Origin of the sequence: Variovorax sp. J22G73 (assembly GCF_030317035.1) — a bacterium.
Lineage (GTDB): Bacteria > Pseudomonadota > Gammaproteobacteria > Burkholderiales > Burkholderiaceae_C > Variovorax.
The window spans coordinates 66,343-81,572 of sequence record NZ_JASZYK010000003.1; the positions used below are offsets into that span (position 1 = coordinate 66,343).

Consider the following 15,230-nt stretch of genomic DNA (forward strand, 5'->3'; position numbering starts at 1 on the left):
CCTGTTTGCCTCGCCTCCCCGCGCTGAGCGGGCGGCAGCTCTAGTCGTCGCTGTCGCGCGCGACGAGCCGGGCCACTTCGCGGTCGAAGGCCTCGTACTGGCCGTCGCAGAAAAGCTCGCAGAGCCGGTCGACCTCGGCGCGGCTGCGCGCGTCGACCACCGTGGCGTCCTGCTCCAGCTTGGCCTTGCCGAAGAAGCCCTTGCGCATCTGCATCGACACGGCCTGCAACTGGTAGCTACCCGCGCGGTCGCTGCCCAGCGCCGTGACCCACAGCTCGCGCCGGTCGGGCTCGTTGCGCAGCACCACGGCGGGCAAGGGGCCGTCCTGCTGCTCGTCCCACTCGCGGTGCTGCTCGGCCCAGGGAAAGGCATCGATGGCGGCCATGAAGGCGACCAAGTCGGTTGCGCCCTGGGGGTCGGTCTGCTGGTAGTCGTAGCCGGTCTTCTGGATTGCGCAGGTCAGCATGGGCGGGGCGCCTTCGACGGTGTCTGTCGTGTCGGGCGCTCGAGGTGATGAGGGCCTTCATTCTGTGGCCGACCGTTGCACTGTCGTGTCAGCTGTCAGCCTCGACTTTCACATTCAATTCTTTAATTCGTTGCACTAAAGTTCACATTTTTGGAGAATAGCGAAACTAACGAATTCATCCCATGCCGCTCGACTACCTCTGCCAGCTCGACACCGCATCTCTTCCCCTGGAGACGCGGAACAAGACCGAGATCGTCCGCATCTCCAGGCTGGCCGCCGTCGGCCTGCTGCACGCGGAGATCAAGCCGGACTTCTTCGGCAGGGAGCGCAGCGTGCTGCCCGAGTCCGCCACGGTGCTGGCCATCACCGATGCCGGCCGGGAAAAGATCGCCAAGCTCAAGCTCGGTTTCGAGGACACGGTGCCAGGCACGCTCACGTAGCCCACGCAACCAGGCAACGGCCTTCAGGCCACCCGCCCTTAGCCCAGCTCGGGCGCGTCGCGCAGGATGGCCGCGCGCATGTCCGGCGGAATGGCGATGGCGCGGTGCGTTTCCAGCGAAGTGGTCACGATCACCTGCGTCATCTGCATGCGCACTTCGCCGGTCTGCGCGCCGAAGCAGCGCACCGCCAGCGTCATCGAGCGCGAGCCCAGCCGCTGCACGGCCAGGCCCAGCGTCACTGCGTCGCCCATGCGGCTCACGGCGCGAAAGGCCACGTCGAGCTTCACGGTCGGCAGGCCGATGCGGCGCTGCGCGACCAGGCCGTGGTAGCTGAGGCCCAGGCCGTCGTTCACCCAGTCTTCGATCAGGCCGTTGAGCATGACGAAGTACTGCGGGTAGAAGACGATGCCCGCCGGGTCGCAGTCCGAGAAGCGAATCAGCCGCGGGCGGCGGAACTCGCTGCTGGGGGCGGCCAGGTCGACGTGCGCGGCCGAGTCACCCTGGTTGTCGCCCTGGCTGTCGCCTTGGCTTTCGCTGCTGATGCCTTGTTCGCTCATGCTCAGCCTTCCTCTCCCGAAGGCTCGCCGCGCATCACATGCACGCGCAGCAGGCCCAGCTGCGTGTGCAGCTGTTTCACCGTCTTCATGTCGAGCCCCGAGAACATCTCCAGGATCCACTGCTCGTGCTCGCTGGCCATGGTCTCGAAGGTGCGGCGGCCGGCGGGCGTGAGGCTCACGATCCACGCGCGGCGGTCGTCGGGGCTGGGCGCGCGCGCCACCATGCCTTCGCGCTCCAGCTCGTCGGTGAGGCCGGTGACGTTGCCGCCGGTGACCATCAGGTAGCGCGAGAGCACGCGCATCTTCAGGCCGTCCTTGTAGCGGTAGAGCTGCGCCATGTAGTCGAAGCGCGCCAGCGAAATGCCGAAGCGCTCGCGCAGCCGGCGCCGGATTTCGGCCTCGATCTGCGTGGTGCTGGCCAGCATGCGCAGCCACAGCTTGAGCATGGCGTGGTCTTCGTGGCCGGCGCGGGCCTCGTGGCCCAGCTCTTCGGCGTCGCTCAGCGCGGCGTGCGATGCGTCGCCGCGCGTCATGTCACTTCCCCGCCGGACACCGAGATCGACTGGCCCGTGACCGACGCGGCGCCCTCGCCACACAGCCAGCGCACCGCATCGGCCACCTCGGTGGGCTGCACGATGCGCTTCTGCGGGTTCACGCTGGAGAACTCCGCCAGCGCGTCGGCCTCGCTGCGCCCGGTCTTGCCGACCACGTTGGCCACGCTGTTGCGCAGGATGTCGGTGTCGGTGTAGCCCGGGCACACGGCGTTCACGGTGATGCCCTTGCGCGCCACCTCCAGCGCCAGCGAGCGCGTGAGGCCGACCACGCCGTGCTTGGCCGCGGTGTAGGCCGCCACGTAGGCGTAGCCCTTCTGCCCCGCGGTGCTGGCGATGTTGACGATGCGGCCCCAGCCGGTGTCCAGCATGTCGGGCAGCGCGGCCTGCGCGCACAGGAAGCTGCCGGTGAGGTTGACCGACAGCATGCGCTGCCAGAGTTCGAAAGAGGTCTTCAAGAAGGGGGCGCTCTCGGCGGCGCCCGCGTTGTTGACGAGCACCGCGACCGGCCCGCGCGCCGCGCGCGCCTCGGCGAAGGCGGTCTGCACCGCGTCGGGGTCGGCCACGTCGGCCGTTGCCACGCCGTGGCCGCTGCCGATGAGCGAATCGGCCACGCGCTGCAGGGCCTCGCGGTCGCGGCCCAGCAGCGTCAGCACGGCGCCTTCGGCGGCCAGGGTGCGGGCAATCTCGGCGCCGATGCCGCGCGCGGCACCGGTCACGAGGGCATGGCGGCTGGTCAGTGAATTTGTTTGCATACCTGAATGGTTTAGTTCTGAATTATTTTAACGCAACGCTCCCTGCGGCCTGTCTCGAGCCGCCCCGAGCCGCCCGCTCAGGCCCTCGCGGGCTTGCCGTCCCACGTGCGCGGCCCCACGCCGCGCTCGCGCAGCTTGAACTTCTGCACCTTGCCGTTCTCGGTGCGCGGCAGGTCGGCCAGCACGTCGATGTAGCGCGGCACCGCGAAGTACGGCAGCCGCCCTTCGCAGAAACGCGCGAGCTCGGCCGGGTCCACCTGCGCGCCTTCGCGCGGCACCAGCGCGGCCATCACCTCGTCCTCGGCCAGCTCGGAGCGCACCGGGTACACCGCGCACGAACCCACGCCCGGGTGGCTCAGCAGCACCTGCTCGACCTCGAAGGACGAGATGTTCTCGCCGCGCCGGCGAATCGCGTCCTTGATGCGGTCGACGAAGCGAAAGGCGCCGTCGGCGTCGCGCACCACGCGGTCGCCGGTGTGGAACCACAGGTTGCGCCAGGCCTCCACGGTCTTGTGCGGCATGTTGAAGTAGCCGCTCGCGAAGGCGTGGGGTTCGTCGGCGCGCAACAGCAGTTCGCCGGCCTCGCCCGGCGGCAGCGCCACGTCGTCCTCGTCGGCCACGCGCGCGTCGAAGCCCGGGCGCAGCCAACCCATGACGCCGCCGCGCGGCGAATCCGGCGCGGTGGCAATGGCGAAGTTGGTCTCGGTGGAGCCGTAGCCCTCCAGCAGGTGCACGCGGGTGCGCGCCTTGAAAGCAGCGCCCGCGGCCGCCGGCACGCCGGGCCCGAGGCCGATGCGCACGCGGTGCCCGCGCTCGCCGGGGCCTTCGGGCTGCGCGAGCAGTATGGGCACCATCGCGCCCAGCAGGTACACCACCGTCGCGCCGCTCGCGCGCATCGACGGCCAGAAGCCCGAGGCCGAGAAGCGCGACTCGAACACCACCTCGGCCCCCGTCAGCGCGGCCTGCGCGAAGGTGTTGAGCGCGTTGATGTGAAACAGCGGCAGCGTGGTGCACAGCACGTCCTGCGCGCCCACGCCGAGCACCTCCGCGCTGTTCACGCCCCACCAGAAGTACTGCGCGTGCGGGCACACCACGCCCTTGGCCGGACCGGTGGTGCCCGAGGTGTAGAGGATGGCGATCGGGTCGCCCGGCTGCACGGGCGCCGGCTCCGCAGGCTGTGCACCTTGCGGGTACGGCACCACGCGCACGCCGGCGGGCGCCTGCCACCCCAAGGCCGGCGCGTCGCCCACCACCCAGATCTCGCGCAACGCGGTGCGTGACAGGTCGGCCGTGGCCAGCCGCTCCACGAAGCCCGCCTCGATCACCAGCAGCTTCGCCTCGCTGTCGACCAGGAAGTACTCGAGCTGCGGCCCCATCGACGCCGTGTTCACCGGCACCACCGCCGCGCCCATCCAGCCCGCGCCCAGGAAGCTCTCGACGAACTCGATGCGGTTGCCGCACATCACGGCCACGCGGTCGCCGCGCGCCACGCCGGCGGCCGCCAAGGCACCGGCGCGCACAGCCGCCGCCTGCGCCGCATCGGCATGCGTCCACGCCTGGCCAGCGATGCGCAGTAGCCCGCGCGCGCCGAACAACGCGGCCTGCCGCCGCAGCATGTCGGGCAGCGTGCGCTGCGCGGGCGGCACGGCGCGCGGGTCATTCGTCATCGTGCGTGCCTCCGCCCAGGTAGGTGGCCTGCACGCGCGGGTCGCTGGCCAGTTCGGCCGAAGCACCCGACAGCGCGATCTCGCCGGTTTCCAGCACATAGCCCTGGTCGGAGCTTTCGAGCGCGGCGCGCGCGTTCTGCTCCACCAGCAGGATGGACACGCCGTCGTCGCGCAGCTTGCGCACGATGGTGAGAATGTCGCGCACGATCAGCGGCGCCAGCCCCAGGCTGGGCTCGTCGAGCATCAGCAGGCGCGGCGCGGACATCAGCGCGCGCCCCACGGCCAGCATCTGCCGCTCGCCGCCCGAGAGCGTGTCGGCGCGTTGCGACCTGCGCTCGGCCAGCCGCGGAAAGCGGTCGTACACCGACTGCAGCCGCTTCTTCATGGCATCGCCGCGCAGGCGCTTGGCGTAGGCGCCCAGCTGCAGGTTGTCGAGCACGGTGAGCTCGCCGAACAGCTCGCGCTTCTCGGGCACCAGGCACAGGCCGCGCTCCACGCGGGCCTCCACGTCCAGCCCCTGCAGGTCTTCGCCCTCGAAGCGCAGCGTGCCCTTGCACGGCAGCAGGCCCATGGCCGCGGCCAGCAGCGTGGTCTTGCCCGCGCCGTTGGGGCCGATCACCGAGATGATCTGGCCCGGCTGCAAATCCAGCGACACGCCGCGCACCGCCTCCACCTGCCCGTAGGACACGTGCAGGTCGCCAATTTCCAGCATCGCTGTCATTTCGTTTCCCCCAGGCTCGTCACTTCGTGTACTTCTCCTTCCCCCTGAAGGGGGCCTGCGCCTTGGGGCGGCCGTGCGGCGCTCATACGACGCTCCCCAGGTACGCCGCCTGCACACGTTCGTCGGCGCGCACCGCCGACGGCACGCCCTCCACGAGCTTGGAGCCGAAGTTCATCACCACCAGCCGGTCCACCAGTTTCATCACGAAGTCCATGTCGTGTTCGACGATGAGGATGGTCACGCCCTCCTCGCGCAGCTTGCGCAGCAGGTCGCCGAGCGCCATCTTTTCCTTGCGGCGCAGGCCGGCCGCGGGCTCGTCGAGCACCAGCAGCACCGGGTCGGCGGCCAGCGCGCGCGCGATTTCCAGGATGCGCTGCGTGCCCAGCGGCAGGCTGCCCGCCAGCTCGTGCGCGCGGTCGCCCAGGCCGATGCGGTCGAGCTGGCGCTGCGCCTCCTGCAAGATCTGCTGCTCTTCCGCGCGGTCCAGCCGCAGCCCCGCCTTCAGGATGCCCGAGCGCGTGCGCGAATGCGCGCCCAGCGCCACGTTGTCCAGCAGGCTCATGTGCGGGCGCAGCTTCACGTGCTGGAAGGTGCGCGCCAGCCCCAGGCGCGCCACCGCGCGCTGCGGCATGCCCGCGATGTCGTGGTCCAGGAAGCGCACCTGGCCCGCGCTCATCGGCAGCGTGCAGGTCAGCAGGTTGAACATGGTCGACTTGCCCGCGCCGTTGGGCCCGATGAGCCCGACGATTTCGCCGGCCTTCACGTCGAAGCTCACGTCGTTCACCGCCACCAGCCCGCCGAAGCGCTTGACCGCGCCGTTCACCGACAGCACCTGCGAGCCCCGCTCGGGCAGCGTGCGGTGCGCCAGCGGCGCGACCGGCGCCGCGTCGTGGCGCGACGGCCCCTGCGTGGTGCCACGACGCTGCGTCCAGCGCCGCCGCCATCCGCGCAAAAGCCCCATCACGCCGCCGCGCGCGAAGTGCAGCAGCAGGATGAACAGCGCCGCAAAGGCCACGGCCTCCAGCTGGCCGGCGCGCTGAGTGAGCATGGGCAGCACGTCCTGCAGGCCGTTCTTCAGCACCAGCACCAGCGCGGCGCCCACCAGCGCGCCCGCCAGCTGCCCGAGCCCGCCGGCCACGGCCATCAGCAGGTACTCGATGCTGGCACGCACGTCGAAAGGCGAGGGGCTCACGAAGCGGTTCATGTGCGCGTAGAGCCAGCCCGCCAGCCCCGCGAACAGCGCGGCCGTGACGAACAGCGACAGCCGCACGCGGTATGCGTCGGCCCCCACGCTCGCCAGCAGCGTGGCGCCGCCGCGCAGCCCGCGAATCGCGCGGCCGGGGCGCGACTGCAGCAGGTTGTGGCTGAACAGGCAGGCCAGCCCCACCACCACCCAGATCAGGTAGTACATCGCGCGCGGGTCGGCCAGCGACCAGCCCGCGACCTGCAGCGCCGGAATGTTCGACAGCCCCGTGTGACGCCCCAGCGCGTCGACGTTGCCGAACAGCATCGCGATCGACAGGCCCCACGCGATGGTGCTCAGCGGCAGAAAGTGCCCGCCCAGGCGCAGCGTGAGCATGCCGATGGCCAGCGCCGACAGGCCCGTGAGCAGCAGCGCGAACAGCAGGCCGATCCATGGCGACATGCCCTGCGTGGTCGTGAGCCAGGCCGTGGCATAGGCCGCGATGCCCACGAAGGCCGCCTGCCCGAACGACGTGGCGCCGCCCACGCCCGTGAGCAGCACCAGCCCCAGCGCCACCAGCGCGCCGATGCCGATGTCGTTGAGCAGCGAGACGGTGAAGCTGCCCGCCACCACCGGCACCAGCGCCAGCACGACGACGACGCCGGCCACCCACGCCATGCGTTTGCGGTTCGGATTCAGGTTCGGGCTCATTGGTCCACCTCGTCTTCTTCCTCTTCGGCGTGCACGGCCATGAAGGAGCGCAGCATGAGCACCGGGATCAGCAGGCTGAAGACGATCACGTCCTTCAGCGCGCCGCTCCAGAACGAGGCGAAGCTTTCGACCACCCCGACCGCGAGCGCGCCCACGGCCGTCATCGGGTAGCTCACCAGCCCGCCGATGATGGCGGCCACGAAGGCCTTCAGGCCGATGATGAAGCCCGAGTCGTAGTACATGGTGGTCACCGGCGCGATGAGCACGCCGATGAGCCCCGCCAGCAGCGACGCGCAGCCGTAGGCCAGCAGCGCGGTGCGCACCGGCCGGATGCCGACCAGCCGCGCGCCCACGCGGTTCACCGCCGTGGCGCGCAGCGCCTTGCCGGCCACCGTGCGCTCGAACACCAGGAAGAACAACCCGCTGAGCACGATGGCCGCCCCCACCATCAGCACCACCTGGCCGCTGACCGTGAAGCCGTCGCCCAGCGTGAACACGGCGCTGGTGAGCGGCGTGGTGCGCGAGCCTTCAGGCCCGAAGAAGAGCAGCCCGAGGCCCGAAAGCAGAAAGTGCAGCGCCAGCGACACGATGAGCAGCACCAGCACCGACGCATCCGCGATCGGCTGGAACACCACGCGCGCCAGCAGCGGCGCAATGGGCACCACCAGCAGCACGGCCACCGCGATGTGCACCGCCACCGGCACGCCGGGCCGCGCGGCCAGCCACGCCAGCACGCACGGAATGGCCGGCAGCACGCCCCACATCAGCACCGCCCTGGGAATGCGCGCGGTCTCGCCGCGGCGCAGCAGGCTGCCGATTTCGGTGGCCAGCGCCAGCGCCGCCAGCACCGCCACCATGCCGATGGTCGGCGGCACGCGGTCGGTCTCGAAGGCCGCGAGCGACAGCGCCGCGAAGGCCGCGATGTCGCCGAAGGGCACGAACACCACCCGCGTGACCGAGAAGATCAGCACCAGCCCCAGGCCGGCCAGCAGGTAGACGGCGCCGTTGGCCAGGCCGTCGGTGAGAAGAATGAGTGCCACGTCCCATGTCATCGCGCGGCCCTCCCGGGAAAAAACGAAGGCGTGCGGTTCAAGGTGCGAGCTTCCATTGGCCGTTGTCGAGCTTGACGATCACCCGGGCGCGTTCGTCCACGCCGTAGAGGCTGCCGGGCTTGAAGGTGTACACGCCGTGCGTGCCCACCACTTCCTTGGTGCTGAAGATGGCGTCGCGCAGCGCCACGCGGAACTCGGGCGTGCCCGGCTCGGCCTTCTTCATGGCGCGCGAGGCCGCGTCGGCGAACACCAGCCAGCCGTCGAACGAATAGGCCGAGAAGGCGTCGCTCGTCGGCGCGTTGTTGACCTTCTGGAACACGGCGCGGAAGTCGGTCGCGATCTTCTTGGTGGGGTAGCCGTCGGGCAGCTGCTCGGCCACGATCACCGGGCCGGTGGGCATCAGCGCGTTCTGCCCCGCCGCGCCGACCACGCGCACGAAGTCGGGGTTGATCAGGCCGTGCTGGCCGTACACGCCGCCCTTGAAGCCGCGCTCCTGCAGCGCCAGGAACGGCAGCGCGCCGGGCGTGCCGGCGCCGCCGGTCATCACCGCGTCCGGCCGCAGCGCGACGATCTTCAGCACCTGTCCGGTGACCGACGCGTCGGCGCGCGCATAGCGCTCGTTGCTCACCACCTTGATGCCGGCGCCGGGCGCGGCCTTCATGAGCGCGTCGTACACCAGGTCGCCCCAGGCGTCGGAAAAGCCGATGTAGCCGACCGTCTTCACGTTGTTGCGCTTCATGCGCTCGACCACCGCGTCGATCATCAGCTGCGTGGGCTGCGCCACCGTCATCACCCACGGGTTCTCGTTGGGGTCGAGCAGGATGGGCGTGAGGCCGATCATCGGCGTCTTCGCTTCCTTGCCCACCTGCGCCATGGCGATGGCGGCGGGCACGCCCGAGGTGCCCATGAGCACATCGACCTTTTCTTCCTCGATGAGCTTGCGCGCGTTGCGCCCGGCCGTGGTCGGGTCGGAGCCGTCGTCCAGCACGATGAGCTGCACCTTGCGCCCGTTCACCTCGCCCTTGTAGGCCAGCGCGGCCTGCATGCCCTTGGCGTAGGGCACGCCCAGCGAGGAGTTGGGCCCCGACAGCGAGACGCTGAGGCCGACCTTCAGGTCGGCCGCCAGCGCGCTCGCCACACCACAGGCGGTCAGCGCCGCGGCGAGTGCGCCGCGTGTCAAGGTCTGCATCAGGCTCTTCATGTCGTAGCTCCGGTGAGGATGGTGGAAATGAACGGGTAACTCGAATCAGATGAACAACTGGATGGCCGGCAACGCGCGCGCGGCGTTGAGCAGGTCGATGCGCTTCTCGCGGATCGACCAGCCGCCCGGTGCGCGAACCAGGTGGTGGCGCGCGGTGCCGCTCAGCAGCACCTGCGCTTCGCCACGCGCCTCCACGTAGAGGAAGGGCGTGCGCAGGCGCACCTCGCCGTCGCTTTCGTGTTCGATGCGCGAGGGCTGCAGCACATGCTGGCTGTGGCTGGCCGGGTGTTGCGAATGCGCGCGCGGGTTCTTCAGCCGTTCCACGCGCAGCTGCAGCAGCAGCCGGTCTTCGTAGGCCAGCGAGTTGTGCGAGAACGGGTCGGCCTGCGCCGCGCCGAGCAGCGGCACCCAGTAGTGGCCGTCGGCGGCGAACAGGGCCAGCCATTCGTCCAGCCGCCGCTCGTCGAGCAGGGCCGCCTCGTGGGCGGCGAAATCGCGCGGGTCGGTCATGCGGTGGCCTCCATGGCCTTGGCCCAGGCGCGGAACTGGTTGCGCATCAGCAGCTCGTTGGTGCCGTTGGTGGTCACCGTGGCGTGCTGCGTCTCGGCCGGGTCGTGGTTGCGGTGCAGGCTCACCCACTCGTTGCCGCCGGCGCGCAGGCCCTGCTGGATGCTCTCGAACAGGTGCACGTCGTCGTGCGCCACCACCGACATCGGCGAGAACACGAGGCGGTTGTAGCTCATGGCGCGCTCGAACAGCAGCGCGGGCGCGCCGGTCGCCCTGAAGCTCCATGCCTCGATGAGCGTGCGGTCGGCCGCCAGCGGGCGAATCACGCGAATGGCTTGCGGCGAGCCCTTGACCGACAGGCTCGGGTAGAACACCGAGTTCTGCGGCGAGCGCTGCAGGATGTCGGTGGCGCGCGCCTCGCCGTGCGCGGCGCGCATCGCGGCCTCGTACTCGGGCAGCTGCGCGTAGTTGGAGTGGATGCTGAAGTTCACGCCCAGCACGCTGTGGCCGTTGGCGAACACGCGCCCGCCCATCTTGTCGAAGAACTCGTAGCCCGAACCGAAAGGCAAGATCTGCTCCATCGCCATCGGCTTGGGGTCGGTGGGCGCATGGCCCTCCCAGAGCGCCTCGGCGGCCTTGGTGGCCGACTCGTGCGTGGACATGGGGTGCACCGTGTCGTTGATGTTCTCCAGGTACATCTTCCAGTTGCAGTGCACGATGTTGCGCAGCACGCCGCCACCCACGGTGAGCTTGCCTTCCGGCGAGCGGTCGACCATGTTGTCGATGGCGCCCAGCACCTCGCCGAAGTAGTCCTCGAACGCCGGGCCGGCGTCGGACAGCCGCACGAACACGAAGTCGCGGTACACCTTCACGTGCTTCACCACCGACAGGCCCTGGCCCGATTCGCAGGCCTTCAGCTGCGTGCCCTCGTAGCCGTTCTTCAGCGGCAGGCCCAGCGGCGCGCCGTCGAGCTTGTAGGTCCATGCGTGGTACGGGCAGCGGAAGAAGCGGCCGGTGTTGCCGCTTTCGTCGGTCACCAGTTGCGTGCCCTTGTGGGCGCAGCGGTTGTAGAGCACGTGCACCTCGCCGTCGGGCTGGCGCACCATGAGCAGCGGCCGGCCCGCGATGTCCTGCGTGACGAAGTCACCGGGCTCGGGCACCTGGCTCGCGTGGCCGAGAAAGACCCAGGTGTTGGCGAACAGGCGCTCCTGCTCGAGCGCGAAAAGCTCGTCGCTCAGGTACAGGTCGCGGTGGACACGGTCGTCCTGCACCAGCGCCGCGACAAGATCGGGGCGGTTGCGGTAGGTGGTCATGGCGGTGTGCTCGGCGGTGTGCTCGGCGGCGTTGCGTGGGCTGCGCAGGCTAGGGAACCAGCTTCCACTGGCCCTTGGTCATCTGCACGATGACCACGCCGCGCTGGTCGGAGCCGTAGCGGTCGTCGGGCTTGAAGGTGTACACGCCGTGCGTGCCCACCAGCTCCTTCGTGCTCACGATGGCGTCGCGCAGCGCGGTGCGGTACTGCGGCGTGCCCGGCTCGCCCTTGGTGCGCGAGGCCGCGTCGGCCAGCAGCAGGTAGGCGTCGTAGGTGTACGACGAGAAGGCGTCCGTCGGCACCACGCCGTTGACCTTCTGGTACGCGTTGCGAAAGCCCATCGACACCTTCTTGATGGGGTTGCTGTCGGGCAGCTGGTCGGCCACCAGCACCGGGCCGCTGGGCACCTGCAGGCCTTCGATGGAGGCGCCGCCCACGCGCACGAAGTCGGCGTTGATGAGGCCGTGCGTGCCGTAGATCTTGCCCTTGTAGCCGCGCTCGGCCAGCGCCAGGTAAGGCAGCGCGCCGGGCGTGCCGGAGTTGCCGGCGAACACCGCGTCGGGCCGGGTCGCGACGATCTTCAGTACCTGCCCGGCCACCGACGAATCGCTGCGCGCATAGCGCTCGTTTGCCACCACCTTGATGCCGGCGGCATCGGCGCTCTTCACCAGCGAGTCGTAGGCCAGGTCGCCCAGCGCGTCGGAAAAGCCGATGAAGGCCACCGTTTTCACGCCCGACTTCTTCATGCGCTCGACCACGCCGGCGACCATGAGCGGAAAGGGCTGCGACACGGTCACGGTCCATGCGCCCTCGGGGCCGGCGATGGTCACGGGGGTGGGCGAGATGAGCGGCGTGTTCAGCTCGCGCGCCACCGCGGCGATGGCCATGGCACCGGGCACGCCCGAGGTGCCGATGAGCACGTCGACCTTGTCTTCGGTCACCAGCTTGCGCGCGTTGCGCCCGGCGGTGGTCGGGTCCGACGCGTCGTCGAGCACGATGAGCTGCACCTTGCGGCCCGCGATTTCGGGGTGCTCCGCAATGGCGGCACGAATGCCCTTTTCGTACGGAATGCCCAGCGCCGCCACGGGACCGGAGAGGGAGCTGATGAAGCCGATCTTCAGGTCGGCTGCCATGGCTTGTGCGGCCGCGAAAGCCATCGCGGTCGCTGCGAGCAGCGGGGTGAGCTTGTTCTTCATTTCAGTTTTCCGTGGGTTTCACTGTTTGCTATGCATGAAGTCGATGGGCTTCTGTGGCTTTTTTTCGGGGTCGGTGAACAGGCCGCCGGCGTGCAGCCGACCAACGACTGCGCTGAAGGCCCGCCCCGAATGCATCACGGCACCAGCTTCCACTGCCCCTTTTCGAGCTTCACGACAACCCGAGAGCGGTCGTCGGAACCGTAGCGATCGGTCGGCTTGAAGTTGTAGACCGAATGCGTACCGACCAGCTCCTTGGTGGTGACGATGGCATCGCGCAGGGCGACGCGGAACTGCGGCGTGCCGGGTTCGGCCTTGCTGGCGAGCGCGCGCTGGGCCGAGTCGAGGTAGATCAGCCATGCATCGAAGCTGTAGGCCGAGAAGGTGTCGGTGGGCGCGGCGCCGTTGGCCTTCTGGTAGGCGGCGCGGAAGTCCATCGAGATCTTCTTCATCGGGTTGGCATCGGGCAGCTGCTCGGCCACCACCACCGGGCCCGTGGGCGCCAGCAGGCCTTCGACCGACGGACCGCCCACGCGGATGAAGTCGGGGTTGATCAGCGAGTGCATGCCGTAGATCTTTCCCTTGTAGCCGCGCTCGGTCAGCGCCAGGTAGGGCAAGGCGCCGGGCGTGCCCGATGCGCCGGTGATGACTGCGTCGGGCTTCAGCGCCACGATCTTCAGCACCTGGCCCGCCACCGACGAATCGCTGCGCGCGTAGCGCTCGTTCGACACCACCTTGATGCCGGCGGCCGGCGTCGACTTCATCAGCGCGTCGTACACCAGGTCGCCCCAGGCGTCGGAGTAGCCGATGTAGGCCACCGTCTTCACGCCGGCCTGCTTCATCTTCTCGACCATCGCGCCCATCATCAAGGGAGCGGGCTGCGGCAGCGTGACCATCCATGCGCCCTCTTCGCCGGCGAGGTCGGCGTTGGCGATGGAGATCAGCGGCGTCTTCGTTTCGCGCGCCACGCCCGCGATGGCCAGCGAACCCGGGGCGCCGGCCGTGCCGATGATGACGTCGACCTTGTCCTCTTCGATGAGCTTGCGCGCGTTGCGCGCCGCCGTGGACGGGTCGGAGGCATCGTCGAGCTGGATCACCTGCACCTTGCGCCCGCCCACCTCCGACTTGTAGGCCAGCGCGGCCTTCATGCCCTTGTCGTACGGAATGCCGAGGGACGACACGGGGCCCGACATCGACGTGATGAAGCCGACCTTCAGGTCGGCCGCCCACGCGCCCGCGGTGCTCACTAGCGCGCCCAGGCCCGCGGCGACGGCAGCGAGGGTGCGAATTCGGTTCAGGACTTTCATGGCGATGCTCCAGAGGTGGTTTTTTTGAATGGAACGAGGGAAAGCGGGGAAATGAATTCAGAGGGCCAGGCTGCCGACGCTGGTGCCGCCGCACACGTACAGCACCTGGCCGGTGACGAAGCTGTTGTCCGCATCGGCGAAGAAACGCACGGCCCGTGCCACGTCGGCCGATTCGCCCAGGCGCTTGACGGGCACCGAGGCCGCGAGCGCGCGCTCCTTCTCGCTGCCGGCCTCGACCACGTCGTAGAACATGTCGGTGCGGATGGGGCCCGGGGCGACCACGTTGACCGTGATGCCGTCCGCGGCGAGTTCCAGCGCCCAGGTGCGCGCCATGCCCAGCATGCCGGCCTTGGTGGCGGAGTAGCTGGTGCGCGTGGCCAGGCCGAGCGCGGCGCGCGACGACAGCAGCACCACGCGGCCGAAGCGCTGCGCGCGCATGGCGGGCAATGCACCTTGCACGAGCTGGATGGCACAGCCCAGGTGCAGGTCGACCAATGCGTCGAGGTCGTCGAGCTTCACGTCGGGCAGCAGCGCGGCGCGGATGACGCCGGCGTTGTGGACGATGGTGGTGGGGGCGAAGCGCTCGACCAGTTCCTTCACGGCCTGGCCAGTGGCGGCGCGGTCGCTCAGGTCGACCTCGAGGCTGTGCAGCCTGGGGTGGTCGATCTCGGCCTTGCGGCGTGCGAGCGAGATCACCTCGTAGCCCTGCGCGAGCAGGTCTTCGCAGATGGCCCTGCCGATGCCCGCGCTGCCGCCGGTGACGGCCGCGACCTTGGGTGCCGCGCCGCTCATGCCGATGCTCCGACCAGCGCCAGCACGCGCAGCGGGCTCCCGCTGCCCTTCTCGATCTTCAATGGCGGGCAGATCAGCACCGCCCCCGCGGGCGGCAGCAGGTCGAGGTTGCTCAGGCACTGCAACCCATAGCGCCCCGCCCCGTGCATGTAGTAGTGGCACGGGTACGGCGGCCGCAGGTGGTAGCCCTGCCCCGCGTCCGTCCCGATGGCCTCCGAGCCGAAGCCCAGCACGTCGCGCTGCTCCACCAGGAAGCGCACGGCCGCGGTGCTCGGCCCTGGCGTGTGCTGGCCGGTCTCGTCGAAGTTCTGGTACGCCTCGGGGTCGGTGCGCTTGGACCAGTCGGTGCGCATCAGCACCCACGCGCCCTTCGGGATGCGGCCATGCGCGGCCTCGTAGGCCTCGATGTCTTCCAGCGTCAGCAGGTAGTCGGGGTCGTCCTTCACCTGCGGCGAACAATCGATCACGCAGGCCGGCGCGACGAAGTTCTGCACGGGAATGGTGTCCACCGAGTTGTTCGGCAGGTCGCGCCCGGAGATCCAGTGGATGGGCGCGTCGAAGTGCGTGCCGGTGTGCTCGCCGCACGAGAAGTTGTTCCAGTACCAGCCCGGTCCGCGCTCGTCGTATTTCGACACCTCCTCGATGCGGAAGGGCCAGCACTGGCCCATTTCAGGCGGCAGCGCGATCTGCGGGAACTCGGGCGTGAGGGTCTGCGTGAGGTCGATCACGCGGATGCGGCCGGTGGCCATCGCGCTCACCAGGCCGCCGAGAACTGCGGCGGCGGACATCGGTTCGGTGGTAGTCGTCATCGTGGG

At 69.5% G+C, this 15,230-nt stretch carries 16 protein-coding genes; 1 reads left to right on the forward strand and 15 read right to left on the reverse strand.

Annotated features, from left to right (window positions below; genetic code table 11):
- Positions 1–40 precede the first annotated feature (40 nt).
- Complete coding sequence (locus QTI51_RS12910; protein ID WP_286513931.1) at positions 41–466, reverse strand: hypothetical protein; 426 nt, start codon at positions 464–466, stop codon at positions 41–43.
- Positions 467–648: 182 nt separating this feature from the next.
- On the opposite strand from QTI51_RS12910, the gene QTI51_RS12915 reads away from it, so the two are divergent.
- Positions 649–906: a hypothetical protein gene (locus QTI51_RS12915; protein ID WP_286513934.1), complete on the forward strand. Its 258-nt coding sequence runs from the start codon at positions 649–651 to the stop codon at positions 904–906.
- Between the two features lie 38 nt (positions 907–944).
- Here QTI51_RS12915 and QTI51_RS12920 read toward each other — a convergent pair whose 3' ends face one another.
- The 14 genes from QTI51_RS12920 to QTI51_RS12985 all read right to left on the reverse strand — a co-directional run bounded on the left by QTI51_RS12920 (position 945) and on the right by QTI51_RS12985 (position 15,224).
- On the reverse strand, positions 945–1,463 hold the full coding sequence (locus QTI51_RS12920) for an acyl-CoA thioesterase (protein ID WP_286513937.1): 519 nt from the start codon (positions 1,461–1,463) through the stop codon (positions 945–947).
- A 2-nt stretch (positions 1,464–1,465) separates the two neighbouring features.
- Entirely contained in the window at positions 1,466–1,996 is a 531-nt protein-coding gene (locus QTI51_RS12925; protein WP_116910050.1) for a MarR family winged helix-turn-helix transcriptional regulator, read from the reverse strand.
- On the reverse strand, positions 1,993–2,769 hold the full coding sequence (locus tag QTI51_RS12930) for an SDR family NAD(P)-dependent oxidoreductase (RefSeq protein WP_286513945.1): 777 nt from the start codon (positions 2,767–2,769) through the stop codon (positions 1,993–1,995). Before QTI51_RS12930 ends, QTI51_RS12925 begins: the two co-directional genes overlap by 4 nt.
- Positions 2,770–2,846: 77 nt before the next feature.
- Positions 2,847–4,436 carry an ATP-dependent acyl-CoA ligase gene (locus QTI51_RS12935; protein ID WP_286513947.1) on the reverse strand — a complete coding sequence of 530 codons (1,590 nt, stop codon included), beginning with the start codon at positions 4,434–4,436 and terminating at the stop codon, positions 2,847–2,849.
- On the reverse strand, positions 4,426–5,157 hold the full coding sequence (locus QTI51_RS12940) for an ABC transporter ATP-binding protein (RefSeq protein WP_116910047.1): 732 nt from the start codon (positions 5,155–5,157) through the stop codon (positions 4,426–4,428). Before QTI51_RS12940 ends, QTI51_RS12935 begins: the two co-directional genes overlap by 11 nt.
- Positions 5,158–5,239: 82 nt before the next feature.
- Entirely contained in the window at positions 5,240–7,039 is a 1,800-nt protein-coding gene (locus QTI51_RS12945; protein ID WP_503011518.1) for a branched-chain amino acid ABC transporter ATP-binding protein/permease, read from the reverse strand.
- Positions 7,040–7,047: 8 nt separating this feature from the next.
- The gene (locus QTI51_RS12950) at positions 7,048–8,103 is read right to left on the reverse strand and encodes a branched-chain amino acid ABC transporter permease (protein WP_286513956.1); all 1,056 of its coding nucleotides are present in this window, start codon (positions 8,101–8,103) and stop codon (positions 7,048–7,050) included.
- Positions 8,104–8,140: 37 nt separating this feature from the next.
- Entirely contained in the window at positions 8,141–9,304 is a 1,164-nt protein-coding gene (locus QTI51_RS12955) for an ABC transporter substrate-binding protein (RefSeq protein WP_286513959.1), read from the reverse strand.
- Between the two features lie 45 nt (positions 9,305–9,349).
- Positions 9,350–9,814, reverse strand: coding sequence for an aromatic-ring-hydroxylating dioxygenase subunit beta (locus tag QTI51_RS12960; protein ID WP_286513962.1), 465 nt, complete (start codon positions 9,812–9,814; stop codon positions 9,350–9,352).
- Positions 9,811–11,124 carry an aromatic ring-hydroxylating dioxygenase subunit alpha gene (locus QTI51_RS12965; RefSeq protein WP_286513964.1) on the reverse strand — a complete coding sequence of 438 codons (1,314 nt, stop codon included), beginning with the start codon at positions 11,122–11,124 and terminating at the stop codon, positions 9,811–9,813. Before QTI51_RS12965 ends, QTI51_RS12960 begins: the two co-directional genes overlap by 4 nt.
- Positions 11,125–11,173: 49 nt before the next feature.
- Positions 11,174–12,319 (reverse strand): ABC transporter substrate-binding protein, encoded by a 1,146-nt coding sequence (locus QTI51_RS12970; RefSeq protein WP_116910041.1) that lies wholly within the window; start codon positions 12,317–12,319, stop codon positions 11,174–11,176.
- A gap of 134 nt (positions 12,320–12,453) precedes the next feature.
- Entirely contained in the window at positions 12,454–13,623 is a 1,170-nt protein-coding gene (locus QTI51_RS12975) for an ABC transporter substrate-binding protein (protein ID WP_116910040.1), read from the reverse strand.
- 57 nt (positions 13,624–13,680) lie between these two features.
- The gene (locus QTI51_RS12980) at positions 13,681–14,415 is read right to left on the reverse strand and encodes an SDR family NAD(P)-dependent oxidoreductase (RefSeq protein ID WP_286513970.1); all 735 of its coding nucleotides are present in this window, start codon (positions 14,413–14,415) and stop codon (positions 13,681–13,683) included.
- A complete protein-coding gene (locus QTI51_RS12985) occupies positions 14,412–15,224 on the reverse strand; it encodes a cyclase family protein (RefSeq protein ID WP_116910038.1) in 813 nt (270 codons plus the stop codon). Before QTI51_RS12985 ends, QTI51_RS12980 begins: the two co-directional genes overlap by 4 nt.
- Positions 15,225–15,230 lie beyond the last annotated feature (6 nt).